The following is a 25,945-nucleotide window of genomic DNA, read 5'->3' on the forward strand; positions in this document are numbered from 1 at the left end:
GGTCATTTTTGCAGAAAACATTTAGATAGAGTTAGTATTCATGAGAAGGGCGTGCTGCAAAAATGAAAGACAATCAGGCCATCAAGACGATCCAATATGCATTGAAGAACAAGCCAGTGATCACATCTCTCGTAACGGAGGATGATTTAGACGCTATATTAGGGACCACGTCAAATATCATTTTCTTACTTAAAGGTGATATCTTTACATTAGGGAATTACGCTGAGCGAATTCGGGATGCTGGCAAACTGATCTTTGTCCACTTTGATCTTATTGAAGGGATTGGAAAAGATCAGATGGGTGTCAGGTATTTGGCCAATGAGATTGGAATTGACGGCATCGTCACGACCAAATCCAATATTATATTAGCAGCTAAGAAATACGGGATGATGACGATACAGCGGTTATTTGTCTTTGATTCGGTCTCTTTAGAAAATGGTATTAAAACCATTAAGAATTCTCAGCCCGATGCAATTGAGGTATTACCTGGAATGGTCATTCCGCGTATTTCGAAGCGTATTCAATCTGAATTAGGGGTTCCTGTCATAGCAGGGGGATTGATCCTAGACTTGCAAGACTTAGAGTTGGCTTTGGATAATGGAGCGATTGGCATCTCAACTTCGGCTAAAGAACTATGGCAATGGCAAGATATGAAAGCTTAGGATAAACTCTAGACAAGTTAATATGTAAATGGGTAGAGATGAGGAGAAACCCAACACGTGTGAATAGTCAGAAGACTAGTCTCATTGTGTTGGGTTTTATTAATTGGTTGAGAAAGGGAGGAGATCCAAACGTATACCATTGAACTTGATCATTATACGATGATGCTGCGCTTAGGATTAGCAGCTCTATTAGGCGGAATTATTGGTTGGGAGAGGGAACGGAGGAATAAACAAGCTGGTTTCAAGACTCACCTGTTAGTTTCAGTCGGATCTGCTCTGATTATGCTTACATCGATCTATGGTTTTGGGGATCACCTTCTCAATCATCCCAATGCTCGCTTTGATCCAGCACGTTTAGCGGCCCAAGTGGTAAGCGGAATTGGATTTCTTGGAGCAGGCGCCATTCTTCGTCATTCGAATCAAGTGATAACGGGCTTGACTACAGCGGCAACATTATGGGTCGTGGCAGCCATTGGTTTAAGTGTCGGTTCTGGTTTTTATGTTCCTGCTATTGCTACAACGGCAATCGTTATGTTTAGTGTTTTACTTCTAAGAGGAATAGAAAATCGTTTTGCTTCCTCTACTCAATCAAGAAAGCTTCGTATATTAGTAGCAGATCGACCAGGAAAATTAGGAGAGATAAGTACTGTATTAGGTTTTGAAGATGTGGATATTCGTAATATCTTCATCTCCGAGGAAATTGTAGATGAACTTCATAGTAGAGTAGTTATAGAGATGCAAATTCGCACGTCAAGGCACAAGAACGTCCTTAACATAATAGAAGGCCTCCAAAAAATTGAAGGAGTAAAGGAAGTACAGTTTGAAAGCTAACTGGAGAGGAGAGACTCGGTTTGAAAACTTATTTTTCTGCACGAGAAAGAGGAACTATTTTAAAAGAAATGGCAAGTGATACGTTGGATGTACTCGTTATTGGAGGGGGAATTACAGGTGCTGGGATCGCCCTTGATGGAAGTGTTAGAGGACTTCACATTGGATTAGTGGAAAAGGCAGACTTTGGCTCAGGCACAAGTAGCCGTTCCACAAAGCTTATTCATGGGGGGTTACGTTATTTAAAGCAAGGAGAGGTAAAACTGGTTCAGGAAGTAGGGAAGGAACGGGAGATTCTTTACCGGAATGCTCCACATCTTGTCATTCCTGCCCCAATGCTACTTCCAATCTATAAAGGAGGTACATATGGATATTGGGCATCCTCTATCGGTTTGTACATCTATGACGTTTTAGCCGGTGTGGCACGGAAGGAAAGACGCAAGATGCTAAGGAGTGAAGCTACGAAAAAGACAGAGCCTCTGTTAAAAGTGGACGGATTAAAAGGGGGTGGACTCTATTATGAGTATCGAACGGATGATGCCCGGTTGACTCTAGATATTGTGAAAACAGCAGTAAAACATGGTGCAAAGGCTATCAATTATGCAAAAGTGACGGAGTTCATCTATGATTCTACAGGTCAGGTCGTTGGGGTGAAGGTTCAAGATCAACTTAACGGAAAAAGGATTAATCTATTTGCTAAAAAAGTGGTAAATGCAGCTGGACCGTGGGTAGATGGGGTCAGAGATCTAGATGGTTCCTTACAGGGTAAACGCCTTTTCCTAACGAAAGGAGTTCATCTAGTGGTCGACTATCAGCGCTTACCAGTCAAACAGTCTGCTTACTTCGATACACCTGATGGGAGAATGGTGTTTGTTATTCCACGAGGACGGATTACTTATATTGGTACAACAGATACTGCGTATGATCAATCCATTGATGAACCTCGTGCAACAAAGGCCGACCGAAATTATCTTATCCAGGCAGTTAATGCGATGTTTCCGGAAGTGAAGTTAAAGGAAGAGGATATTGAATCTCACTGGGCAGGGTTACGCCCTCTTATTTACGAGGAAGGGAAAGGGCCTAGCGAGCTCTCAAGAAAGGATGAGTTGTTTATTTCTAGTTCAGGACTCATTACGATTGCTGGAGGAAAATTAACGGGCTATCGCAAGATGGCAGAGAAGGTTGTTAACCTTGTTTCACGTGACCTTAACACTTCGCTAGGAAGAGCACTCGTTAAGTGTACCACAGATCAGGTAATTATTAGCGGCGGGGAACGTATGGGTTACACCTCATTTGCAAATTGGAAAAAAGAGCTGTTTAAGAGAGGAGTAACCCTTGACCTTGAGGAGGATATCGTTCGTGAATGGATTGATGTGTATGGAACAAATACATTAAAAATCTATAAGAAACTAAGTGACTTGCCCAAGAATTCTCCCCATCGGGCCCTTCGTGCACAGCTGGCTTATTCTATCGAAGAGGAAATGACTGTGAATGCCACAGATTTCTTGAGACTGCGAACCGGCTGGACTTACTTTAACTTGAAGAAAGCGACAAAGTACGGTTCAATAATCATTTCTTATATGGCTGAAATGTTAGGTTGGGATCAGACGGAGGTTCAAAAACAGAAAGAAATGGTCTCAAACTTATTGAAACAAATTCATGAATTACCAGATTCGGATCAACCTTTGCGATCCCTAGCCATAGGAGAATAAGATTCGACTTTATAAAAATCTTCTAGACAAACTCAATTGATGGATTATATCATAAATTTAAGTTATTTGGTAACTTTTTACAATCAGGAGGGTGCAATGATCCATCAATTGAGGGAAATTCAAACGAACCGGCTTATCTTAAAGCCATTGGACAGGGAGGTTGATCTGTTTTCCTATGCTCAAATTATGAGTGAGGATGAAGTAGGGAGATGGTTACCTAAAGGTAGAGGCTATACTCTTGATGAAACCATAAGTTTTATGACTTATATGGAAGGTCATTGGATAAAGCATGCTTACGGGATTTGGGGAGTGTATTCAAAAGAAAGTCAAACCTTATTAGGTCACTGTGGGTTGAATTTTATTGAGGACTTGCAAAAGGTGGAAGTCCTTTATGCTTATGGTCAGAACGGGCGTGGAAAGGGATATGCAACAGAAGCAGGAGCACAGGTGCTAAACACTGCGTTTGAACAATTACATTTGCAAGAAGTCATTGCCTTAGCAAAACCTGAAAATAACAGGTCAAGAAGAGTAATTGAAAAACTAGGTTTACTTTATCAACAAGATATTCAAATGTGGAATATGGACTTGGTTTATTATTCGTTAGATAAGAATCAAAGAAACAAAGCGAAATGAGGATGTATAAGGGTTTGTCTCCTGGAAATGCTATAACTAATCTTTATTACTAACTAAGCATAATGACAGGAGGACAGACAACATGAAGAAGATGGCAACTGCTGGATTGTGTGCGCTTATCCTAAGTATGAACTTATCTATGGTTCAAGCTGCAGGAGATCGGACAAATACTACGGGAACGGATACAACTGGGACGACAATTAGAGGTGCAAATACTGTTGGAACACCTGGTGCAGGACCTGATGGGGCTGCCATGTACAATGTGGATAGAACTGGATATGGTACAGGTGCGGGAACAATGGGAACACCAGGAACTGGAACAGCACGTACAACCGCCGCTGACACAAGAGACTGGGGTTGGCTTGGGCTACTGGGTTTAGTGGGACTTGCAGGTCTTATGGGCCGTAATCGCAATCCAGAACCCACTAGGGAATAGAGGAAAAAGCTCGTCTATAACCCAGACGAGCTTTTGTTATGTTAATTATTTCACCATTACCTTTTCAATAGAACGTTCCACCACTTCAAGATCTCCGGTACCACGAATTAATTTCTTGGAGTGAGTCGTATTCGGTTTTAATACATTAACCATATATTCAATAGCTACTTCGGGATCAACGGTGTCTCCACAGGTATAGCAATCAAGTGCCGCAAAGCCGCGCTCAGGGTAAGTGTGGATAGAAAGGTGGCTTTCAGATAGGAGTACCAGTACAGTTGCACCTTGTGGGTCGAATTGTTGTGCTTGAACGGATAGCACGGTAGCACCACAAGCTTCGGCTGCTTCTACCATATGAAGTTGAAGACGCTCCGCATTGTTGATCAAATCAAAATCTACTCCCCAGCAGTCAATCGCTACATGTCTTCCAAAAGTTGAGTATTCGATTTCCTCCAGCCCCTCTCATTTCTTTGTATTACAAGATGTATATTAAGTAGTTTACGCTTTTTTTCACAACGATAGTAACTATAACATGTTTCGACAGGGGGATCAATACCCTAAAAATATAAAGAGGGTTCCTACTAAAGGAAACTTCAGTCAAAGTTTACCTTCAGAGTCGCCCTCACTGTATTCAATACAGAGTTTAAGCTTCAAGGATAAATAACTCGTGCGTTAGATTTTTTAGCTCCTGGTCAATTTCTTTTGTAAATTTACCTTTGCGTCTCTGATCAAGCAATTGATCAATCTGAAGTCGAACCCATGCAATTTGATCTTCCACGGACTGGTCAATGAGAAGACGCTTTAGCTCTCCCGTAATATCTTTAAATTCAAATACCAATCGAGTATCTTCACCACGGCATTCTTGAATCTTCGTGACTTGTCCGTATTGGTAGCTGTACTCCATGTGATAGCCTTCATATACCCGCTGTACCTTTCCATGGCCTTCAAACTGCTGAATAGCTTTTCGGAAGGTATTGGCTAATTTAAGATCCTTAACAGTAAACGAACCCTCAAAAACAAAGCGTTGCCCTAAAGGATGGAAAGTTAAAGGAATAGCCATTCCTTGGTCGTATAGGATGAACTCATGGTCGCCGTTCTCTAAAATGCGCACCTGAGTATGAGTTTGTTGTAAATCTAATAGCTCTAAGAAGGATTTCATTTGATCAAAAGTCAACTCTAGCTTCAACAATTCGTAATGAGTGGCTAACCGCTTAGCCATAATATCTCGCTCCTAATTAACCGGATGTCTTTATTATATAACATTAGCGAATATTCTTCTTGAGAGTGGAGTGCGTTGTATCGGAAGGAGAAGGGAACTTTGAACAGAATCCGTTAGAAGTGAGAGAAGATAAGTTAAATGCTCTTTATTTCTCTTTATTTCTTAGTATTGCACCTATGTCCGTTAATTGTAACAAGTATTAGGGGGGATAACAGTAGAAAGGTTTAGCTAATATGCCGGACAACCGTGTGATCCTTAATCTCTCTTATACGCTTATTAATAATTTGTACTTGTTGGTAGAGAGCCATTCTTTCTTCCCAACTGATATACTCCATGATTTGGTTTTTGATGGATTCTTTTTTATCCATAAGATGGTCTATATCTTGAATCGAAGAAATGGTTCTAGAGAATTCGTAATTATTTTCAAGAAACATTTCAATTCCTCCTTGGATCATAAAAAAGTTCTGTCTATTATGTCGTTCGTACGGAAATTCTTTTTTATGACCATCATTTGGTTTTAGAGCACCTGTTTTCGATGTTTTTCTGATAAATTATGGTACAATCAGAATGAAATGGAGGGAATAAATAATGAGTAGATACATGTTGCACATGATAAGGATCATGATTGTATCCCTATCTCTTGTCATCCTTGGAGCTTGTGCTAAAGAAAACCCAGATTCATTGCAATTAAAAAATCAGGATAATCAATGGGTCACTATAACAGGAGACAAGCCATCGGTCCTCTTCTTTTTCACTACTTATACCTGAGGGACCTGCCAACAACAGCTCGTGGAGCTGCATACCCATCTTGAACAACTCGATCCATTAGACGTAAACTTGTTCGCCATAAGCAAGGATAGCCCGAATGAATTGAAACGTCTTTCGGACGCTATGAAGGAGAGCTATCCTAGAGACGATGAAAGAGAGATCATCTTTTTATCAGACCCAAGCTTTGAGCTCATTGAAGCCATGAATATGAGAGACGGTGACACGGCTTACCGTGGATACGGCTTATTAGACCAGAAAGGCGAAACGGTGTTTGTTCAGATCGATGATCACTTTGGAGAAGAACTCGATAAGACGATATTGAGAATTACAGAAGAGTTAAAGAAGGTGCAACGCCCGTAAGAGGGCATGATGAAGGGCTGACTCAGATGAGCAGCCCTTTTTTCTTAAGTTTAAATAGGTTAACTTGCTGTTGGAATTCGACGAGGCTTCATTCGATTGACTTGAATGGTCCCCATAACTACCCCTACCACGATGAGAAGAGAGCCCATAAGCTGCGGAATGGTAATTTCTGTGCCTAGCAGGAGAAAACCGGAGACCATCGCAACAAATGGTTGAAGATTAAGAAAGATAGAGGCTTTCCCAGCACCGATTTTTTTCAATTGATTATTCCAAATTAGAGCGCAGATCCCTTGCATTACGATAGCAGTGGCAATGAGAAGCAGCCAGGCCCATAGGGGATGATTGCCACTCGATATTGGCTCAAAAGTAAAAGCAACAGGGATCAACAAAAACGTACCAGTGGCCGTAGCATACACGGTGGTAATAAACGAATCAAGCCGTTCCGTTAGTTTTCGTACGATAATAATGGAACAGGAAAAGGTGATCATGGCAAGAAAAATAAGGAGAACTCCAAGGGATAGATGGATACCGCTTCCTTTCCCAATAACGAAAAATACCCCAAGAATAGCGATCAATGATCCAACAATCATGTTCTTTGTTAATGTTTCACCCAAAAATACGGAGGCGAGATAGGCCGTAGTGATAGGGGTTAAAGATAGTATAAGAGCCGCAGTAGTCGCATCTGTTAGCTTCAAACCATTAAAAAAGGCGGTTTGGTTTAGAAGTGTGCCTATGAATCCTAAGAGCAATAAGAGCTTCCAGTCTTGTTTTGTGATCATGACCAGCCTGTTTGTGGAGTAGGCGTACCCAAGTAAAAATAACGTGGTAACCAAAAGACGAAAAGCGGCTAATAAAAGAGGAGGGAATTCTTGCACAAGAATAGAACCAAACACAAAGTTGCTCCCCCATAATGACACACAGAGTAACAACCATAAATAAGAACGAAGCATACTTGCAGCCTTCTTCCGGAGGTAATATATTGCTACCTCATCTTACCTCCGTAAATAAAAAAAAGTCCATATACATCTGTCTAAGTTTTATCAAAAACTAAGAATGAAGATAGGCAAAATAAGCCCTCAGCTCCAAAATATAAGCTGGGGCTTATTTCTTCGGTTAGGGATTCAAGCCGCTTCTTGTTTCTTTTCGCGTACAAGAACGGTATAGGCAAGAACCGAGCAGGCACTCGAACAGGCGATTACGATGCCCATTGGGAGTGCTGTGTGGCTCCCTCCTAAACCAACTAGAGGAGCGAACAGACCTGCAATAAGTAAAGACGTTACTCCAAGTAAGGCTGCAGCACTTCCGGCGACTTTACTTTGGGTTTGCATAGCTAAGGAGAAGCCTGCTGTATTTACTACACCAACACTTGATACTACGAAAAACAAGGGAGGGAGTACGGCAAACAGGCTCGCCTTGAGGAGTAGCATGATAAGTAGGATGGACCCTCCAAGAGCAGACATACGAAGTCCGATCATAAGCAATGTTGTTTCCCCTATTCGTCCTGCAAGTCTTCCTGTTACTTGCGTTGCAAGAATAATCCCTAGTCCGTTTAAGGCAAAGATATAACTGTACATTTGTGGCGTTACCCCAAAAACATTTTGAAAGACGAAGGAGGATCCAGAAATATAGGCGAACATGGAAGCGAAAACAAGGCCTTGTGAAATGGCGTACCCCATGAATGTGCGATTAGCCAAGAGCTGTCTAAAAGTTCTTATCGTTCCCTTGAATCCTCCCGTCATTCGGCGTTCCTTCGGCAGAGTTTCTGGCAACCAGAACGAGACGGTGATCAGAAGAATGGTCCCAACAATACTGAGTACAACAAATACTCCGTGCCATGAAGTAAACTGGAGTACTTTGGCCCCAATAATAGGAGCGAGGATCGGACCAAGTCCATTTACTAGCATAAGTAGTGAAAAAAATTTCGTTAATTCTGAGCCAGAATATAAATCTCGTACGATGGCTCGGGACAACACAATTCCCGCTGAACCTGCCAGCCCTTGGGCAAACCGAAAGAAAAGCAGGGCTTCAATGGAAGGGCTTAAGGCACATAATAATGAAGCTGAAGAATAAACAAGGAGTCCAATTAATAAGGGGATGCGCCGACCGCGAATGTCACTAAACGGCCCAACGACTAATTGACCGAGAGACAATCCGAGCAAGAAGAAGGTTAAACTAAGCTGAACAAGTGAGGCATTGGTACCTAGATCCTCTGCGATAATAGGAAAAGCAGGTAAATACATATCAATAGATAACGGGCCGATGGTGGCTAATGAGCCTAGGATGAGCGCAAATTTAATGCGATGTGACCCGGAGGGTTCCGTAAGGCTGTTCATGCACTACCACTCCTTTTCTTTCTCTCATCTTACATCCAATCATTAGACTGGTCCATATACATCTGTTCAACTTGTATGTAGAAAAAAGGATGTAGATCATTTAATTGTTTCTTGACTTGTTCCTTATACCAATTAAACTTAAAGATATTAACAGATTAATTGGAGCTTGGATATGAAAATAAAATTATATGCCTTGTTCGTTATTGTTCTATCTGTAGTTGTTGGCTTGCTAGGAACGGTGGCAGTTTTTGAAAATAAGAGTGCAGAAAATCCTAAGGCGAAGCAAGGTTATCTTGATTTAAGCCACTACGATTTTAATGATAAAGGACCTTTAAAATTGGATGGGGAATGGGAATTTATTCCTAATAAATTGGTGGATTCTCAATATTTCATAGATAACCAGAAGACTCCTCAATATGTAAAGGTTCCTTCTTTATGGAGAAAGTACTCGATAGAGGGGCAACAAGTTCCCTTATTTACTAGTGCAACCTACCGACTTGTGGTGAAGACGAATAATAAAGGGCAGATTCTTGGAATTAAAACTTCTAATATCCGGATGTCAAATACCCTTATCGTTAATGGGGAGAAAATAGCCCAAAGCGGTGTGCCTAAAGAGGATTCATCCTACGTTGCTCATAACACACCTTATGCTAAGTTTTTTTATGCAACGGATCATGAGTTAGAAATCATTGTTCATGTAGCGAATTTTGATTACGCATCTGGTGGAGGGATTATTGGTTCCATTTATTTTGGTGATGAGAGAAGCATTACCCATTTTCGAGAGAAGTCATTAGCCTATGATTGGATCATGATTGCTTCTCTATTGACAATGGCTGTCTATTATGTCGGTTTCTACTGGCATTTGCGAAAAGACGTACACTTGTTTTACTTTTCTTTGTTTTGTTTTGCAATGGTTCTTTATTCGGCTACTCATGGGGAGAAGTTACTGCATGGATTATATCCAGGGATGCCCTATGCCTTGTTTCAGAGATTGCAGGGGATATCTACTGTCCTCATAGGTTTTTTCTTGCTGCTTTACTATCATTTCTCGTTGCAATCTTTCTCCAAGCCATTCATGATAAAGCTTCTGAGTGGCTATGGGGCGATGCTCATGCTGTCACTTTTCTTACCCGCTTCGATTAACTCTCAGTTTCAGTTATTGCACTCTATCTACTTACTCATGGTTTTTCTCTACATTATATATATACAGGTGAATGCCATCCGGCAAAAAGTAACAGGTGCGATGTATCTTGTGAATGGGTCAATTACCTTAATTATTTATTTTGTCGTTGGAACATTAAATGTTATGGGAGATACGAATCTTAATACTTTACCTCCATTTCTTCCATTCATTTATCTTTTAATGCTTTCCCTATTTATGGCTCATCGTTTTTCGGACACTTATCGAAAAAACGAAGAATTATCACAACAATTACTAAAAGTAGATAAATTAAAAGATGAATTCTTAGCCAAGACGTCTCATGAATTTAAAACTCCTCTACATGGCATCATCAATATTACCCAAACGTTAATAGAGGATTTAGGGGGAAAAATCACGGTAGAGCAAAGGGAAAGTCTGTCCATTGTAACTCAGATTGCCAAGAGGCTTGCAAGACTGGTCAACGACATTCTGGATTTATCGAAATTAAAGCAAGGGCAATTAGAGCTGGATCCCAAACCGTTAGATGTTCACTCTTCTGTTCATGGGATCTTGCAAGTCTTTCGGTTTATACTGAAAGATAAAGAAGTAGAACTTATTAACGCCGTTCCTAAGAATCTAGCAAACATGTATGCAGATGAATTTCGCTTCGGGCAAATCCTCTTTAATCTTATAGATAATGCTGTAAAACATACAAAGGAAGGCTTTATTGAGATTACGGCAGAGGAGAGAGGCAACTACATTGAGCTATCCATTCGAGATACGGGAACCGGGATTCCACAAGACTTGCTAGAAAATATCTTTCAGCCATTTGCTAAGCGATCCCTAGAGGGTACTGGGCTAGGACTACCAATTACCAAGCAATTAATTGAACTTCAAGATGGATTCATCTCTATTCACTCTGACTTGGGACAGGGGGCTATTGTAAAGCTGCAGCTCCCGATTTCTAAAGGTACAAGGGAAATGAACTCCATTGATGAAGCGTTTATAGTCTCCTCACCGTTTCCCCATCCGTCTATGCGTTTAGAAACCCCTCAAGATCAGTATATTGGTGGAGAGTATACCATATTAGTCGCAGACGATGATGTTACGAACTTAAAATTGCTTATAGATGGTTTGTCTAGAGAGGGGTATAACGTTCTGGCAGTTCAGAGTGGAAGAGAGGTACTTGAACAGTTAGCAACGAAACGAAAAATAGATTTAATTTTATTAGACGTCATGATGCCCGAGATGTCCGGCTATGAAGTGTGCAAAGAAGTTCGCAAAGTCTACGGTTTAATTGAGTTGCCTATCGTGATGCTAACGGCGGCTATTCATCAAGATGAGATGCAAGCGGCTTATCATTCTGGAGCGAATGACTTCTTGCATAAACCATTTGAAATTCATGAATTAACCATGCGTATTCGAAGCTTGTTAATGATGAATCGAGCGGCTGTTGACATGGCCAATATGGAGGTTGCTTTCTTACAAGCTCAAATTAAACCTCATTTCCTATTCAACGTGTTTAATACGATTCTCTCTCTAAGTTATACAGATATTGAAAAGGCAAGGCATCTTATTAACAAACTGGCGGAGTTCTTAAGAGGTAGTTTTGAATTTACAAACACAGAGCATATGGTCCCTCTCTCAAGAGAACTTGCACTGGTTAAGGCTTATGTTGAAATTGAACGTGCCAGATTTAAAGATAGAATAAAAGTAGAGTATCAGCTTTCACAGGGAGTAGAGTTCCTGTTACCGCCACTTATCTTACAGCCTATAGTTGAGAATGCTATAAGACATGGGATAATGAAAAGAGCAGAAGGTGGATGGATTAAAGTTGGAGTTGAGCAAGTCAATGAAACCTATGTTATTTATGTAGAAGATAATGGAGTCGGTATGACCGATGAGCAATGTGGGGAGATTCTATCCGATCAATATAAAGGGAAGAGCGTAGGCCTACGAAATATTCAAAAGCGTTTATTTCACTTTTATCGTACAGGCTTGGACTTGAAAAGTGAAGTGGGAAGGGGGACAAGGGTGGTCATCCATATTACCCCACAGGCAATAGGCAAGAGAGGAGTAGAAATGGATGATAAAAGCCTTGTTAATTGATGATGAAGAGCATGCCTTAGACTTATTAGAAATTCTGTTGAATCAAGTAGGTGATGTTGAGATGGTTGGTAAGTTTACCAACCCCCTAAAGGCTGTGGAAATTCTTGATTCACTGATCTGTCACGTTGTGTTCCTGGATATGGATATGCCAAGGATGCTAGGGCTCGAAGTTGGTAAGATAATCAGGGAGAAAGCGTTAGACATTGATATCATTTATGTTACAGCCTACGATCATTACGCTATATCCGCTTTTGAATTAGAGGCCCTTGATTACTTGTTAAAACCAGTTGGATTAGACCGGCTTAATCAATCATTAAATAGAATTCGAAAAAAACGAGATGGCAAAAATGAGACTCAGAAAAAGTTTAGCTATCAGGGACTCGAAATTAATTTTGATACGTATACCGTTCTTAAGAACGGCAAAACAATTGAATTATCCGTAAAGGAGAAGCAATTGTTATTGTATTTAGTCGAACACCCCAATCAAGTATTTAGTTTAGATTCTCTGTACTCAACCATTTGGGGGGCTGAGAGTTACCGCGATACAAGAACCGTCACAGTTCATATGAGCAATCTACGCAAGAAAATAGAGGACAACCCGCTTCAACCAAAGATGATAAAGACGGTACGAGGATTTGGTTACCGATTCGAGATGGAATGATAAGATGACGCGAAAAACACTCCTATCCTTGGGGTGTTTTTCTGTACTCTGTTTCAAACAATATATCCTAAGCAGCTCATTATTAGGAGGTGAGAAGGATGAAGAAGGTTCAAAAGGTCGATCTTGATGAATTCTTAGACTTTCGCCAGTCATTGCAACTCTTGTCAATTGGAGCTAATGATCAAGGATTATTAGACGCAATAGAAGATTCATTGAGGAACGGGGAAGTAGTCTATGGGGCGTTCCACAATGGAGATCTGGTAGGTTTAATTGAATGTAGCGAAGAGGCTTTTCGACTCCATAATGCCCACAGTGCAAAAGAGATGTTGATTGGTACCATTTTTGTTCATCCAGCTTTTCGAGATCAAGGTATAGGTAAAGAGCTGGTGCAATTTGTGGTGAAGCAGGCAAAAACGGAGTATGTTGTAACAGATCCTATCGATCAACGTGCACAAGAGTTCTTTACTCATTGTGGTTTTATGCCTAATGAGATATTTCAGATGGATGAGGGAGGGGATTGGATGATGGTACTCCCGGTAAGCTATGGGAAATTTTAATCAAGAATTATCTGAAGTTTCTGTTGCTCACCCAACTATTTTGAGCATAAGTAAAGGGCTTACCCATAAGGGTTAAGCCCTATATTTGCGTCTATCGTGCAATAATGACCAGAAGAATGAACAGAACCAAAATTAAACTTAACCCTGTTCCTCCGTGTAATCCTCCCATAGGTGTACTCATCACTGAATCACTCCTTTTGTTTGGATTACTTTTATCTTATGCCTTTTCCCATCATCCGGGTGGGCTGCTGCCCTTTCAGAAGAAAAATAGGTTCATGCCTAGACTAAGTTGCTTGTCCCTGATGCGGTGGTGGGAGAGGAGATTAAAATAGGTGATTCAATAAGGGGAAGAATTCCCCTTATTTTTAAATTCATAGGAAAATGTTAAGATTTAAGGGGAAAAGTTTCCGTTATATTGGTAAAAAGGACTTATTACAGCCCTTTTTTGTTAATTAGCGGAAAATACTCCCCTTATTATTCCTATTTATAATATTTCTTCTGAAATAGCGGAGGATTTTCCTATTATTTCCGTCCTGGAGAGCCTTATAAACTAGGCTTTAGCGATTTCAGCTATCAGTTCATACGACCGAAGACGCGCTTGCTGGTCATAGATATGGGCAGCAATGATAAATTCATCGGCACGGGTTTCATTTAGAAATGCTTGGAGTTTATTCTTTACGGTTTCAGGGCTGCCAACGATGGTTGAGCGCAGTTGTTGGTGCACGATAGCTTTTTCACGTTCATTCCATAGCTCGTCCATATTCTTAACGGGTGGGCATAACTGGCTAGGGCGACCACGTATGAGATTCAAGAACGTCTGCTCTAATGAGGTGGCTAGCCACTGGGCCTCCTCATCTGTGTCTGCTGCAATGACATTGACACCGACCATGGCATATGGCTCTTCTAGTACCTCAGATGCTTGGAAGCTTCTGCGATATTGGGCAAGGGCTGGTAATGTATAGTCGGGTGAGAAGTGACTTGCAAAGCCGAAAGGCAGACCGAGTTTTCCAGCTAGTTGAGCACTGAAATCACTGGAGCCTAAAAGCCAAATTGGTATAGAAAGGCCTTCTCCAGGTATGGCTCGTACAGGCTGCGCATGGCCTGAAGTTGGATCTAGAAATGACTGAAGCTCGCGGAGCAACTCAGGGAAGTCCTGTCCACCAGTCATAAAATCACGTCGCAGGGCACGCGAGGTAGCATGATCGGACCCAGGGGCACGACCTAAACCAAGATCGATTCGGCCAGGGTACATAGACTCCAGTGTGCCAAACTGCTCTGCGATGACCAAGGGAGCATGGTTAGGTAACATAATTCCTCCCGAGCCGACGCGTATCGTGGATGTTCCTCCTGCAATGTATCCAATCACGACAGATGTAGCAGAACTAGCTACACCAGGCATGCTGTGGTGTTCAGCCACCCAGTATCTGTTGTAACCCCATTTCTCAACATATTGAGCCAATTCTAAGCTATTGCGGAAGGTGTCTTGTGTTGTCCCACCAACGACAATAGGGCAAAGATCGAGAACAGATAAAGGGATTTGTTGGAGTGCTTTTGCTTTAGACAATTTATCGTCCTCCTTTTATAAAGTAAGCTGGTTATTATTATATCGCTCTAGAGATTATTGCGCAAAAAAGAAGCGGCTGATGGAGTAAGCTGAAGTGCTATACTATATAGAAAAAAGACAATACGCTTTAATTGGGGTTGTGGTAGGAATGGACGATAAAAGACAAGAAGACACACTGCTTGAAGAAGAGGAGGACCTGACAGCAGAGTTGCTTGAGCAGAGCGAACGACGGAGAAAGAGAGTTCGGCAGATCGTCTCCGCTGTACTCGTGATTGCCCTCCTGCTTAACGTAGCTAGTGCATGGCCTCATGTGGTTCGATTAGAAGCTATTCAATTTCTCCAGACTTCTTATCGTCTCTATCAAGATGAGGGCATGAGAGAAAGGAAGCAGTCCGTTGTATCTGTGGTGGGACGAGATGGGAAAGGAACTGGATTTGTCATTGACGCATCAGGGGTAGTCATCACGAATGATCATGTTATTGCGGGTCAAAAGGGAATTTATTTGCATCTTCCTAGTGGAGAATCGAAACCAACTATCATCGATAAGTCTTTTCCTGAACACGACTTGGCCATTCTTCGGGTGGAAGGTGACCACTTCGAAGCCTTATCGTATGCTCCTCAATATCGTTGGAGAGAAGGAGAACGTGTTACGTTTATTGGAAATCCCCTTGGTTACTTATGGATAGCGAATGAAGGAGAACTACTAGGTACAACAAGGGTAGAAGGGATTGATCATCCTGTTATGGTTATCCGGGCACCTGTCTATCGAGGAAATAGCGGTAGTCCTGTTTTTAACCAAGAAGGGGAAGTAATCGGAGTTTTATTTGCTACCCTTGCTTTACAAGGTGAAACGATGGGTTTGGCTGTTTCAATTGACCACATTATTGGCGAGTGGTGAGGCTTTCAAGAGAATGTCCGATGTTGAGGAGGTTTTGGCTGTGCATTATGGTTGGGTTGTCGTGTGGCTTACGTTTTTTGCTGTGCTTGTTGCAGCCGGCATTCGTTCTATTACGGGTGTCATCATGGTACCGTTAGAGCAAGAGTTTGAATGGAGTCGCTCCGCGATTTCCTTTGCTTTTGCGATTAATTTGACCCTTTATGGTTTTGCAGGTCCGTTTGTAGCCGCAGGACTTGAGAGGGTGGGAATAAGAAAGATGATGGTGTATGCCATGTCTTTATTGGTTCTTGGACTGTCTGTAAGCTTGTTTATGACTGAGATCTGGCAGCTTCAGCTCATCTGGGGGATTGTAATCGGGTTAGGCTGTGGGGTATTTCTTACCGTGCTTTCTGCCACGGTGGCTAATCAGTGGTTTGAAAGGCGAAGAGGACTGGTGCTTGGGATGCTAATGGCTGCTACAGCAGCGGGGCAGATGATCTTTTTGCCATTGCTTTCGTACATCACGGATGTTTATTCATGGCGAGTAGGAATGTCATTATTCATTGTTTTAGGGATTCTCATGATCCCTATTATCGCAGTATGGATGAAAGATAAGCCTATAGATAAAGGACTGCTTCCTTATGGGGTAGAAAAGCATGAATGGAGGAAGACCGAAGAAGGAAATCAGAAAAATCCGATTACAGCAGCTTTTGAAGTTCTCTGGATCGGCGTTCGTTCTGGTCCGTTTTGGTTATTATGCATTAGCTTTTTTATTTGTGGACTGTCTACTGCTGGCCTCATCGGTACGCATTTCATACCTGCCTCCGCACATCATGGCATACCTGAGGTTCATGCGGCAAGTTTGTTTGCATTTATGGGTATTTTCAATATCATTGGTACGATGTTTTCTGGTTGGTTGTCTGATCGCTATGACAATCGCTGGCTCCTATTCTGGTATTATGGGTTACGGGGATTGTCTTTGCTCGTATTGCCTTATGCCTTTGAGATGAAGTCTTATGTTATGCTTATCGGATTCGCGGTATTCTACGGACTAGATTGGATTGCAACAGTACCACCTACCATTCGGTTAGCTGCGGATTACTTTGGTAAGCAACAAGGAGCTATTGTCTATGGTTGGGTGTTTGCAGCCCATCAAGTGGGGTCCGGGGTAGCCGCGTTTCTTGGAGGCTATTTCTATGAAATTTTTCATAGTTACACGATGACATTTGTGTCCGCTGGAGTCTTATGTATTCTAGCAACCCTCTTCGTTTTAAGCTTTAAAAAGAAGGAAGCATCTGTACCTGAGGCTATTGGTGCATAGGCAGTTAAGGGGTGGAGAGTTGTTTGCTTGATAAGTTAGTAAGTTTGGATAATAATAACGATGGTAATCATTTTGAAGGGAGAGTGGAATGAGATGGAATATCATCGCATTACGAGTATTGAAGATCCTTTATTCAAAAAGATGCATCAACTGATGCAAGACGTTTTTCCTCCGGAAGAAGTATTAGCTTTTGATCTTTGGAAAGAGCCTCTTGAAGATCCGGGTATTCGTGTTTTTGTTGCTGTCCACGACGGGGAGGTTGTGGGTACTACGGAATATCGTTATTATGAAGACTTCAATGTAGCCATGACTGATTTTACGATTATTGGTAAACCAGGTCTTGGAATTGGTCGTTACCTTGCGAAAAAACGAATGGAAGACCTGACTGCTTTGGCTGAGGCTAACGGCAAACAGTTATTTGGGATGTTCGCTGAAATTTATGATCCATATCGTGTAGAGGATCATGAGTTCGGTGGAGTGAAGCCAATGGACCCATATGTTCGCCGCGAAGTTTTATCTCACTTGGGCTATATGCGTCTAGATTTCCGTTATGTTCACCCATCCTGGAAGAATGATGGCGAGGCTGTTGAGGGACTTGACTTGTGTTTCTTACCGATGGATGATCAAACAGAAGAACTTGAAGCCAGTTTAATTGTTCAGTTCTTGAGAAGATATTATGCAGATTCTGTACTATCTAATAAGCCAAAATCTTGGTACGAGATGGTTGAAGAAGTAGAAGGAAAACAGACGGTTGCATTGCTTGCAATCTAGGATAAAAGGAAAGAGAGGGCGTCCTTAAGAAAGGGGCGCCCTCTTGTTGCAATCCCAATACAGCTCTAAAGAGTCGCCATGTCGGATTGCTGTCTGGTAGCTCGCTGGTACTTCATTTACCCGAATAACAAGCTCTGTTGCGCCATCTGGTTTAGGAATCTCTTGCGTATCAATGAATCGAAAAATATCGCTGAAAATAACACAGGATTGCTCGCTTGTTATTGCCGAGATTTTATCATTAGGCTGTAAACGCTGTTCTACATGGACAGGTTGACCGTTTACTTTAATCATAGCGGGATTGCAGGAAAGTGTGATCTGTTTTCCATTTAAATTTACTTCAATTTCCCTAGGTTGTGCGTCTTTCGGAATTAAGGTGGTAATGAAAGGAGTCTCTTTCTCCTCGCACTGAATCCAAATTCGATCTCCTTGTTTAATGCGGGAATGGAGGGAAGCTGGTTGATGATTAATGTAGCAGCCTATTTCACGACTCTCCCACGTATGCTCCACCCCATTTAAGCTGTATATCCAGGGTTTAGAATCAACTATATTTAATTGATTGGCTTTAGTTAAAACCTCTTGAACAGTCTGAGGGAAGGCAAAGTGAAGGCCATCCCGATCTTCAAGAACCCTGCTGCAGTCCGTGACTACCTGACCATTAAGCTCTATATCAGGCATAAGTGAAACTAACTCACCGTCTAAGTAAACATCTAAAGTACCGATTTCCTCCATAAAGTTCTGTATGCGGATCTCGGGAGGATCACCATCTTGACCCATCTCAATTTGAATTTTATCTTGATCCTGGATGAATGTATCTAAATGGGCTTGTTCATGATTCCGGGTTAACTTGGCTGAAGATCCATGACGACCAGGAATGAATCTGACTTTTCCATTTACGGTAATGGATATGGCGAGACCTGGTCTACCATTCAATCGCTTCAAGTCAAAACCTAAATGAAGAAGGACGTCCCCAATGGTTAAGGGTTTTAGATCAAAAAGACGTACCATTTCCCCGTTGACCGTTACAGACACATATCGAACGGGATGCTGGTGGGCTGCAACAGCAATTCCAATAGGGGTAACGTACTCTGGTCCATCAAGATGGGGTAACGTATCGGTTAAATTTTTGATGGCTTCTGTGTTTCTAACCGCCACTCGGGCTGGTGGAAGACCTAATAGGGTTGCTAGTTTCTCCGGCAGCATAGGAGTTAAGCTTCCTCCTCCAATCAACATAACGGCTTGAGGTGCTTTCGCATTTAACTCCAAAATCTTTTGACAAATACCCTTACTCAATTCATCAATATTGGACTCGATGGAAGAAACAATATCTCTTGGTGACAAGGAATAGTCCATTCCCAGAATATCAGTGAATGAGATTGTCTCTGTGTGAGCTAACTTGCGTTTTACCTCCTCTGCATCAGGAAAATCTAGAATAAATGCTTCCGAAAGAGCTTCTGTAATTTCATCCCCTGCATAAGGAACCATGCCATAAGCTGTTATGGTCCCTTCCGCTGTTATGGCCACATCCGACGTACCAGCTCCAATATCAACGAGGGCAATGTTCAACTTTCTCATTGTTGAGGGAATAAGAACATGTATGGCTGCTATGGGTTCTAAAGTTAAGGTGCTCATCTCAAGCTCGGCAAGCTGTAAAGCCGTAATTAGTGAGTCGACAACAACTCGTGGCAGAAACGTTGCTATGACATCAACCCTAGCTGAGTTTCCGCGTTGATGCACTAGATTTCCAATCATATCATCATCAAGGTAATAATTAACGGTACTATAACCAACACAATAGTAGTGACTAAAATCAGAACCCTTCTGCTCCTTGGCTAATAGCAGCTGTGCTTCTTGTACTGCTGCTAATTCCATAGCTAATACATCGTCTCGAGTTAGTGTGAATCGATCACCAATAAATTGATCAAAGGTTACTCGTTTGGTCTTGAGGGAACGGCCTGCAGCCGCAACAGCGACTTCTTTTAATGGGCCATTGCGTTCACTCAATCGATCCTTTACCTGTTGAATGACGCGAGATACCTCGATGACATCGTGAATTTGACCATCAAGCATCGAACGTTCTTTGTGTTCGATCATTTCATGATCTATTATTGAAATGCTGTCTCCTTTTAACTGAACGATCAACCCTACCACACTTCTCGTTCCAATATCTAATGCGAAAATAAATTCACGATCCGGATCTAACACAAGGGTGACAACTCCTTTAGTTTAATCATTATTAGCTAGTATTCGCTAATAATCGACATATTCCTTTTTACTTGATTAAGTTGACAACGGAATCTATCATTTTAGAGTTTCAAAGATCGACTATCAGGGTAAATAAAAAGTAAGTTCAAATGAAAGGAGACCATTATAATGAAAAACATTTATGCACGAGTAAGAGTTAGAAAAGGCAATCGCGTCATGAATGGGGTAATGGCCCAGAACGAAAAGGAAATGAAGAGATTAGGAAAAGAGATGGAATCCATGGAAACTCAGCAAGAAATGAATAAACAAGGTATAGTATCAGATCCGATCCAAAATAAAAGATAAAAAAGGGGCTTCAAGCCTCTTTTTTGTGTTTCAAAACGTTTGAATGAGGTTAAATAAATAAATGACTATGTAATAGAGGTGAGTGAAGTGGATACCATCCATAAATTTATGATTAAACAAGCGATAACCGAAGAAGGATACTATCTATTATTAATGGGTGAACTGGATTTATCTATGGCAGAAAAATTCAACGAAGTGGTTGAACCATTGGCCAAAGAAATAGGAAAGAAACTTACGATCAACTTGAAGGAACTGAAATATTTGGACAGTACAGGCATAGGGATCTTCGTTGCCTTGATTAAGATCCGAGAATCTATGGATGCCCCCTTCATTATTCAGGACGTTCCGCCCAAAATACAAAGGCTTTTTGATATTACAGGGATATCAAAATTTCTTACAATAGAGCAATCTAAACAGGAAAGGAAAGAAGGATAATGTCATCGAATCCAGAGGCCTATGTGAGACTAAGCATTCCATCTGACGCTGATTATATTGATCTCGTACGCTTAACTCTCTATGGAATAGCAACAAAACAAGGATTTAGTTTCGAGGAAATAGAAGATATGAAAGTAGCTGTGGCAGAAGCATGTAACAATGTTGTCTTACATGCCTACCAATCCCCACAGATGGGTTCGATTGATATTGAATTTAAGTGGGACTCGCAATCCTTGTGCATTCATGTAAAAGACTATGGGAAAAGTTTCAATTACGAAAAAGAATATACTGAAAGTACATCCTTACATGAGAAAGAGGTTCACGAACTTAAAGTGGGCGGTCTGGGCCTTTATATGATGCAAGCACTTATGGATGAGGTCAGGGTCATGAATAACGAGGGAACGGAGGTTGTCTTAACAAAGTTCCTCAAAAGAACGGAAGGAGAGTTTCTGGCATGAGTTCGAATCATTCCGAAGGAGAAGAGACGAAGGAGATGATCCAACGCTATCAGAAAACTCAGAATGAGGAGATAGCTACTCAGCTCTTATTAAAATACGACGGCATGATCCAGATGGCAGCAAGAAAGTTAACGCGAAGCAGACCCGATCTTATGGAGGACCTGTTTCAGGTAGGGAGAATGTCTGTTCTTCGTTCCTTGAATGAGTTTGATCCAGAGCAGAATACGATATTCGAAGCGTATGCAATGAAGAGTTTAATGGGGCATATGAAAAATTACTTAAGAGACAAGTCTTGGTATATCCAGGTACCAAGGAGAATTAAGGAGAAAAGTGCATCTGTTCAGCAGATGATTGACCATTTAACAATGAAATTGGAAAGATCTCCGCAGGTTGAAGAGATTGCGAATCATCTCAATCTTAGTGAGGAGGAAACTATCGAAATTTTAGTTAGTCGTGAGAATTATCAATTGGTATCATTAGAGACACCCTTATCCAAGCAGGACGATTCTGTGACCTTAGGTGATATGGTTAGTTTGGAAAGAGATGAATTAAAGGAAGCTGAGAAGAGACTCGACATCGAGGAGGCTCTTGAAAAACTAGGGGAGGAGGAGCGGAAGGTTGTACATTTGGCTTTTTTGAAAAATTGGCCGCAAAGAAAAATAGCTAACCATTTAAATATTTCCCAGATGAGTGTAAGCCGTGTTCAAAAACGAGCGCTTCAAAAATTGAAAAAGAACTTGTCTTTTTATACAACCAAGAGTTAAAGGAGGAGAAAGGATTGGCTCAACCATTGCAATCTCAGTATTCTGAACTTCTGTTTCAATATCTAAATAACAAGGGCGAAGCCCCGCTTTATGAAGCCCAGTTTGTCTCCAAGGAGTTTATACAAGAGCAAATCCTACCTGAAGAAGCCCTCCTCATGCATCTACAAGCGATGCAAGAAAAATACGATCTTCCGCGTGTGTGGAAAGATTCCTTTCAGTTTTTCTTAGAATTTTTAGTCCAGTATGGTTTAACTTACCGTGAAAGAGATACCTTATTGGCTAAACAACAGCAAATTGAAGCAGAGTTATCGTTGGCCGCTACCGTGCAGCACTCCTTATTGCCAGATCACCATCATTCTAGTATTCCTTCTGGAATTGATATTGGGGTTAAAACTGTGGCTTCAAGAAAAGTAAGTGGGGATTTCTACAATATCAATCCATATGAGCACGGTGTAGACATAGCGGTTGCAGATGTATCCGGTAAGAGCATTCCGGCTGCTATACTTATGGCTATGATTAAATTCGCCATGGACGGTATGTTGGAGGATGGAAGTCGGCCACATGTTATGCTGGAAAAGTTGAATCGTTTTATCTACAAGAATAGTGAACCTTCAAGGTTTGTCACCATGTTTTGGGGGAATTACCATGCCTTAACCAAGCGATTTTTATATGCGAATGCCGGTCATGAAGCTGCATTGTTTTACCGCTCAAGGGAAGATAGGTTTATGGAGTTGAAAACTGAAGGATGTGCGTTAGGGATATCTACTCGTTATGGTTATGAGACAAAAAGTATAGATATGGATCCCGGGGACTTTGTCCTCCTCTATACGGATGGATTAATTGAGACTCGCAACTCAGATGTAGTGGATGATAGCCAGTTTCTTCAACACCTATTAAGACAGATGGACAGGAAGGAGTCAGCTCAAGATATCGTTGAAAAGCTTTTTCAGCAAATTCTTGCGAAAAATGAAATGGAAATAGCAGATGACCAAACGTTATTGCTTCTTAAGAGGTTGAAGTGAGGGTAGGAAGATATTTCTTACTCTTTTTTTGTTTCAAATCATTTCCAGATGGGTAATAAGTATATAAGATAAGAGGCCATTGTCACAAGCACAAGGGAGGATGACGGATGCGTGTGAAACCATATGTCTGGAGAAATATTGATTTGGATACCCGACTTCGAATTTTGGAAGTTCTTTCAATGCATCAAAAACTTCGTTTATATTGCAGAAATTTAATATAACAAGGAGGATTAAAACTATGGGTACGAAGGTTAGATTTGTGGAGGATTTGAGTGATCTTAGGTATGTGTTATTTGAATTTGGTTTGGATGGTTACCTTCGTGATCATATTTATATCCTAACAAAGGAAGGGGAGCATACAGATGTTTCTGAATGCGACGATATTCTCTCATTAAATCAATACCGATCAACGAAGAAAGAACAATTAGTAACGGTCATGGGGGAGATTGGCGGGATGGACTGGGAAGACATTGACTATTATAAAGAAGAGATTGAGGACGGACTCATTATGGTGGTGGCTACTGACTGCAGGGAATAAGTAAGTTTAAGTTTTCTTCTTCATTCTATGATTCTAGTTTTATGAATTAAGTATAGTATAATTAGTTTAATAGAAGCAGAATCATAGAGGTGTATTTCCATGGTGAACGAAATTCTCATCAATCTTAATAAAGATCAGGACATCATTAAAGCAAGAGAGTTGGGACGTGAATTAGCTAAACAAGCAGGTTTTTCAGAAATGGAGCAGATGAGAACTGTAACAGCCATTTCCGAGTTGGCTCATTCTATGCATGAATATACTGTGGAGGCTGTCTTTAGTGTGAAGATGATGAAGGAAAAAGGAAAACGAGGGTTGAAGATAAAGATTAAGGAGCAGGGGACGGTTGACTCCGAGCCCAAACTGGATTCTACATCATTAGTAAACAGCGAGAACAATGGGATATTCAATGTTAAACAGCTTGTGGATGAGTTCATCATTCAAGTGGATCATGATAGAAGGACAAGCATTGAATTTATCAAATGGGGCTAACAGTCATCATTGGATATCAGAAAGAGGAATATGGTAAAATAATCGTAGAAAGATACCCTGGGAGGTGTAATATATGAAAATTGAAATTTGGTCTGACTATGTATGACCGTTTTGCTATATTGGCGAACGCCGGCTGGATGCCGCGCTAGAACGTTTTTCACATAAAGATAAGGTAGAGATCATCTATCGTTGCTACGAACTGGATCCCCATATGGACAGGAACGTAGATTATGATATTTATGAAAAGCTATCCATGAAATACGGAATGAGCCGGGAACAAGCGATTAGTGCTTGTAACGATATGAAGAAGCAGGCTGAGTCTGTTGGATTAGTGTATAATTTTGATAATATGGTTTTAACGAATACCTTTGATGCCCACCGCTTAACTTTATACGCTGGGGAGCAAGGTAAAATGCTCGACATGTCAGAGCGATTATTTCGAGCTCTCTTTACGGAATCCCTACATATCGGAGATCATAAGACTTTAGCGGAGTTGGCTGTTCAAGTGGGATTGGACCCAGATGAAGTCGCAAAGGTATTAGAGGGTGATCAATTCACAAAAGAGGTTCGTGCAGACGAGCAAGAAGCCGTTGAACTGGGGGTACGCGGCGTACCATTCTATGTGATTAATCGGCGATACGCCATTTCTGGAGCTCAACCACCGGACGTTTTTCTTCAAGCATTAGAAAAGGCCTGGCAAGAAGAGAATCCTTTAACCTTGATTAATGAGGACGGAGAAGTATGTGACGATACGGGTTGCAGGATTCCTGGAACAGATAAATAGTCATGAAAGATAAACGATGGCAACCTATAGTTAGGTTGCTTTTTTTCATCTTCGCTGATAAAAAATGCCTTAATTCCAAACACTACTGGTACTTCATTTTAGTGAAAGGATAAGTCAATGAAAAGAAAAGCAAATTCCTATCCTTTTATTATTCTATTAATCATCCATACCGTTCTTTTGTTATTTACTTTCTATAAGCAAAAAGACAGAAAGACATTATTTGTTTTGTTGTTTTCAAACATTGGAATAGCCTACATCTTCGAATACTTTGTATTCAGTCTGTTTCAAGCGTACCGTTATAAACCGCGCTTTTTCAAGGATAATACTGTAGACAATACCTCTGGGGCCATCCTTTCTCAAGCAATCTATGTTCCTTTTACCGCATTATTTTTGACTGCCTTTCAATGGAGGGACAAGGCGAAGTGGGTGGGGAGTCTTTATTTTACCATGGTTGAAATGATGTTTCTTCGTCTAGGGGTTTACCAGCATAATTGGTGGCGAACGCCTTATACTACCATTCTCATCCCTATCTATTTTTACATTAGCGATTGGTGGTACAAACAGATTAAGCAGGGGACACCCGTTGTGTTAACCATCTCTTTGTTTAATATGATTATGGTCACAGGTACCAACCTGCTGTATGTGATGGCTTTAGTTGGAAAGTTCCGCTTCGGAATGGGCCCTCGTCACACATGGACAGAGCATTATAAGATCTCCCCCCTTTATCCTATTGTGCATTCTTTTTTTGCTACATGGTCACTAAAGAGAGAGGGAATCGTGTCAAAATTTAGAATTCTTGTCTTTGGAAATGTACTTGATTGGGTGCTATTTAGATCGAGGATCGTTGATAAGAAGTTTTATCAGCCATTGATCAACAATGTACTTCATATCTTTATGATTGTTACCTCTAACTTATATAAACGCTTGGTAGATGATCATAAGAAAAGCCAATGAGCTTC

At 41.1% G+C, this 25,945-nt stretch carries 29 protein-coding genes and 1 pseudogene; 22 read left to right on the forward strand and 8 right to left on the reverse strand.

Translation table 11 applies throughout. The features are described 5' to 3' along the window. Positions 1 to 62: 62 nt before the first annotated feature. The 5 genes from EIZ39_RS04355 to EIZ39_RS27205 all read left to right on the forward strand — a co-directional run bounded on the left by EIZ39_RS04355 (position 63) and on the right by EIZ39_RS27205 (position 4,271). The gene (locus EIZ39_RS04355; protein ID WP_129197748.1) at positions 63 to 662 is read left to right on the forward strand and encodes a glycerol-3-phosphate responsive antiterminator; all 600 of its coding nucleotides are present in this window, start codon (positions 63 to 65) and stop codon (positions 660 to 662) included. A gap of 159 nt (positions 663 to 821) precedes the next feature. Beyond that, the gene (locus tag EIZ39_RS04360) at positions 822 to 1,493 is read left to right on the forward strand and encodes an MgtC/SapB family protein (protein WP_129197750.1); all 672 of its coding nucleotides are present in this window, start codon (positions 822 to 824) and stop codon (positions 1,491 to 1,493) included. A gap of 20 nt (positions 1,494 to 1,513) precedes the next feature. Further along, on the forward strand, positions 1,514 to 3,202 hold the full coding sequence (locus EIZ39_RS04365) for a glycerol-3-phosphate dehydrogenase/oxidase (protein ID WP_205668503.1): 1,689 nt from the start codon (positions 1,514 to 1,516) through the stop codon (positions 3,200 to 3,202). A 96-nt stretch (positions 3,203 to 3,298) separates the two neighbouring features. Then, positions 3,299 to 3,835 (forward strand): GNAT family N-acetyltransferase, encoded by a 537-nt coding sequence (locus EIZ39_RS04370; RefSeq protein ID WP_164984890.1) that lies wholly within the window; start codon positions 3,299 to 3,301, stop codon positions 3,833 to 3,835. A gap of 82 nt (positions 3,836 to 3,917) precedes the next feature. After that, complete coding sequence (locus tag EIZ39_RS27205; protein ID WP_129197754.1) at positions 3,918 to 4,271, forward strand: WGxxGxxG family protein; 354 nt, start codon at positions 3,918 to 3,920, stop codon at positions 4,269 to 4,271. Between the two features lie 45 nt (positions 4,272 to 4,316). Here the strand turns inward: EIZ39_RS27205 and speD are convergent, their stop codons facing one another. From speD to EIZ39_RS04390, 3 genes are all read right to left on the reverse strand, one after another. After that, positions 4,317 to 4,715, reverse strand: a complete 399-nt coding sequence (gene speD, locus EIZ39_RS04380; protein ID WP_129197756.1) for an adenosylmethionine decarboxylase — start codon at positions 4,713 to 4,715, stop codon at positions 4,317 to 4,319. A 196-nt stretch (positions 4,716 to 4,911) separates the two neighbouring features. Further along, positions 4,912 to 5,487, reverse strand: coding sequence for a non-ribosomal peptide synthetase module (locus EIZ39_RS04385; RefSeq protein WP_129197758.1), 576 nt, complete (start codon positions 5,485 to 5,487; stop codon positions 4,912 to 4,914). A 224-nt stretch (positions 5,488 to 5,711) separates the two neighbouring features. Then, entirely contained in the window at positions 5,712 to 5,921 is a 210-nt protein-coding gene (locus EIZ39_RS04390; RefSeq protein ID WP_129197760.1) for a hypothetical protein, read from the reverse strand. A 154-nt stretch (positions 5,922 to 6,075) separates the two neighbouring features. Here EIZ39_RS04390 and EIZ39_RS04395 point away from each other — a divergent pair, with 154 nt between their 5' ends. Continuing rightward, positions 6,076 to 6,255 carry a hypothetical protein gene (locus EIZ39_RS04395; RefSeq protein ID WP_129197762.1) on the forward strand — a complete coding sequence of 60 codons (180 nt, stop codon included), beginning with the start codon at positions 6,076 to 6,078 and terminating at the stop codon, positions 6,253 to 6,255. Positions 6,256 to 6,270: 15 nt separating this feature from the next. Next, a pseudogene (locus EIZ39_RS04400) lies at positions 6,271 to 6,615 on the forward strand (hypothetical protein); the annotation flags it as partial. Positions 6,616 to 6,674: 59 nt separating this feature from the next. Here EIZ39_RS04400 and EIZ39_RS04405 read toward each other — a convergent pair. Together EIZ39_RS04405 and EIZ39_RS04410 are read right to left on the reverse strand one after the other, a co-directional pair. After that, positions 6,675 to 7,565, reverse strand: coding sequence for a DMT family transporter (locus EIZ39_RS04405; protein WP_129197766.1), 891 nt, complete (start codon positions 7,563 to 7,565; stop codon positions 6,675 to 6,677). 171 nt (positions 7,566 to 7,736) lie between these two features. After that, positions 7,737 to 8,948 carry a Bcr/CflA family multidrug efflux MFS transporter gene (locus EIZ39_RS04410; RefSeq protein WP_129197768.1) on the reverse strand — a complete coding sequence of 404 codons (1,212 nt, stop codon included), beginning with the start codon at positions 8,946 to 8,948 and terminating at the stop codon, positions 7,737 to 7,739. A gap of 172 nt (positions 8,949 to 9,120) precedes the next feature. Here EIZ39_RS04410 and EIZ39_RS04415 point away from each other — a divergent pair, with 172 nt between their 5' ends. The 3 genes from EIZ39_RS04415 (at position 9,121) to EIZ39_RS04425 (ending at position 13,416) form a co-directional block, all read left to right on the forward strand. Then, positions 9,121 to 12,198, forward strand: coding sequence for an ATP-binding protein (locus EIZ39_RS04415; protein ID WP_129197770.1), 3,078 nt, complete (start codon positions 9,121 to 9,123; stop codon positions 12,196 to 12,198). Beyond that, the gene (locus tag EIZ39_RS04420; RefSeq protein ID WP_129197772.1) at positions 12,176 to 12,859 is read left to right on the forward strand and encodes a response regulator transcription factor; all 684 of its coding nucleotides are present in this window, start codon (positions 12,176 to 12,178) and stop codon (positions 12,857 to 12,859) included. The genes EIZ39_RS04415 and EIZ39_RS04420 overlap by 23 nt, the downstream gene beginning before the upstream one ends. A 98-nt stretch (positions 12,860 to 12,957) precedes the next feature. After that, on the forward strand, positions 12,958 to 13,416 hold the full coding sequence (locus EIZ39_RS04425; RefSeq protein ID WP_129197774.1) for a GNAT family N-acetyltransferase: 459 nt from the start codon (positions 12,958 to 12,960) through the stop codon (positions 13,414 to 13,416). A gap of 91 nt (positions 13,417 to 13,507) precedes the next feature. Here EIZ39_RS04425 and EIZ39_RS04430 read toward each other — a convergent pair whose 3' ends face one another. Next, the gene (locus EIZ39_RS04430) at positions 13,508 to 13,597 is read right to left on the reverse strand and encodes a YjcZ family sporulation protein (protein WP_129197776.1); all 90 of its coding nucleotides are present in this window, start codon (positions 13,595 to 13,597) and stop codon (positions 13,508 to 13,510) included. A gap of 369 nt (positions 13,598 to 13,966) precedes the next feature. After that, the gene (locus EIZ39_RS04435; RefSeq protein WP_129197778.1) at positions 13,967 to 14,980 is read right to left on the reverse strand and encodes an LLM class flavin-dependent oxidoreductase; all 1,014 of its coding nucleotides are present in this window, start codon (positions 14,978 to 14,980) and stop codon (positions 13,967 to 13,969) included. A 94-nt stretch (positions 14,981 to 15,074) separates the two neighbouring features. Here EIZ39_RS04435 and EIZ39_RS04440 point away from each other — a divergent pair, with 94 nt between their 5' ends. The 3 genes from EIZ39_RS04440 to EIZ39_RS04450 all read left to right on the forward strand — a co-directional run bounded on the left by EIZ39_RS04440 (position 15,075) and on the right by EIZ39_RS04450 (position 17,949). Next, positions 15,075 to 15,878 (forward strand): S1 family peptidase, encoded by an 804-nt coding sequence (locus EIZ39_RS04440; RefSeq protein WP_129197780.1) that lies wholly within the window; start codon positions 15,075 to 15,077, stop codon positions 15,876 to 15,878. A gap of 40 nt (positions 15,879 to 15,918) precedes the next feature. Next, on the forward strand, positions 15,919 to 17,178 hold the full coding sequence (locus tag EIZ39_RS04445; protein ID WP_240675690.1) for an MFS transporter: 1,260 nt from the start codon (positions 15,919 to 15,921) through the stop codon (positions 17,176 to 17,178). Between the two features lie 93 nt (positions 17,179 to 17,271). Continuing rightward, positions 17,272 to 17,949, forward strand: coding sequence for a GNAT family N-acetyltransferase (locus EIZ39_RS04450; protein ID WP_129197782.1), 678 nt, complete (start codon positions 17,272 to 17,274; stop codon positions 17,947 to 17,949). 24 nt (positions 17,950 to 17,973) lie between these two features. Here EIZ39_RS04450 and EIZ39_RS04455 read toward each other — a convergent pair whose 3' ends face one another. After that, a complete protein-coding gene (locus EIZ39_RS04455) occupies positions 17,974 to 20,151 on the reverse strand; it encodes a cell division protein FtsA (RefSeq protein ID WP_240675691.1) in 2,178 nt (725 codons plus the stop codon). 168 nt (positions 20,152 to 20,319) lie between these two features. On the opposite strand from EIZ39_RS04455, the gene EIZ39_RS26410 reads away from it, so the two are divergent. From EIZ39_RS26410 to EIZ39_RS04495, 9 genes are all read left to right on the forward strand, one after another. Continuing rightward, the gene (locus tag EIZ39_RS26410) at positions 20,320 to 20,496 is read left to right on the forward strand and encodes a hypothetical protein (RefSeq protein WP_164984891.1); all 177 of its coding nucleotides are present in this window, start codon (positions 20,320 to 20,322) and stop codon (positions 20,494 to 20,496) included. 87 nt (positions 20,497 to 20,583) lie between these two features. Next, positions 20,584 to 20,931: an STAS domain-containing protein gene (locus EIZ39_RS04460; protein WP_483296009.1), complete on the forward strand. Its 348-nt coding sequence runs from the start codon at positions 20,584 to 20,586 to the stop codon at positions 20,929 to 20,931. Further along, on the forward strand, positions 20,931 to 21,389 hold the full coding sequence (gene rsbW, locus EIZ39_RS04465) for an anti-sigma B factor RsbW (RefSeq protein ID WP_129197786.1): 459 nt from the start codon (positions 20,931 to 20,933) through the stop codon (positions 21,387 to 21,389). Before EIZ39_RS04460 ends, rsbW begins: the two co-directional genes overlap by 1 nt. Beyond that, positions 21,386 to 22,153, forward strand: a complete 768-nt coding sequence (locus tag EIZ39_RS04470) for a sigma-70 family RNA polymerase sigma factor (RefSeq protein WP_129197788.1) — start codon at positions 21,386 to 21,388, stop codon at positions 22,151 to 22,153. The genes rsbW and EIZ39_RS04470 overlap by 4 nt, the downstream gene beginning before the upstream one ends. A 14-nt stretch (positions 22,154 to 22,167) precedes the next feature. Continuing rightward, positions 22,168 to 23,175 carry a SpoIIE family protein phosphatase gene (locus EIZ39_RS04475; RefSeq protein ID WP_129197790.1) on the forward strand — a complete coding sequence of 336 codons (1,008 nt, stop codon included), beginning with the start codon at positions 22,168 to 22,170 and terminating at the stop codon, positions 23,173 to 23,175. A gap of 238 nt (positions 23,176 to 23,413) precedes the next feature. After that, entirely contained in the window at positions 23,414 to 23,713 is a 300-nt protein-coding gene (locus tag EIZ39_RS04480; RefSeq protein WP_129197792.1) for a hypothetical protein, read from the forward strand. A gap of 99 nt (positions 23,714 to 23,812) precedes the next feature. Next, entirely contained in the window at positions 23,813 to 24,202 is a 390-nt protein-coding gene (locus EIZ39_RS04485) for an ATP-binding protein (RefSeq protein ID WP_129197794.1), read from the forward strand. Between the two features lie 73 nt (positions 24,203 to 24,275). Further along, entirely contained in the window at positions 24,276 to 24,986 is a 711-nt protein-coding gene (locus EIZ39_RS04490; RefSeq protein ID WP_129197796.1) for a DsbA family oxidoreductase, read from the forward strand. Between the two features lie 117 nt (positions 24,987 to 25,103). Further along, positions 25,104 to 25,940, forward strand: a complete 837-nt coding sequence (locus EIZ39_RS04495; RefSeq protein ID WP_129197798.1) for a hypothetical protein — start codon at positions 25,104 to 25,106, stop codon at positions 25,938 to 25,940. Positions 25,941 to 25,945: the final 5 nt, after the last annotated feature.

Source organism: Ammoniphilus sp. CFH 90114 (genome assembly GCF_004123195.1).
Lineage (GTDB): Bacteria > Bacillota > Bacilli > Aneurinibacillales > RAOX-1 > YIM-78166.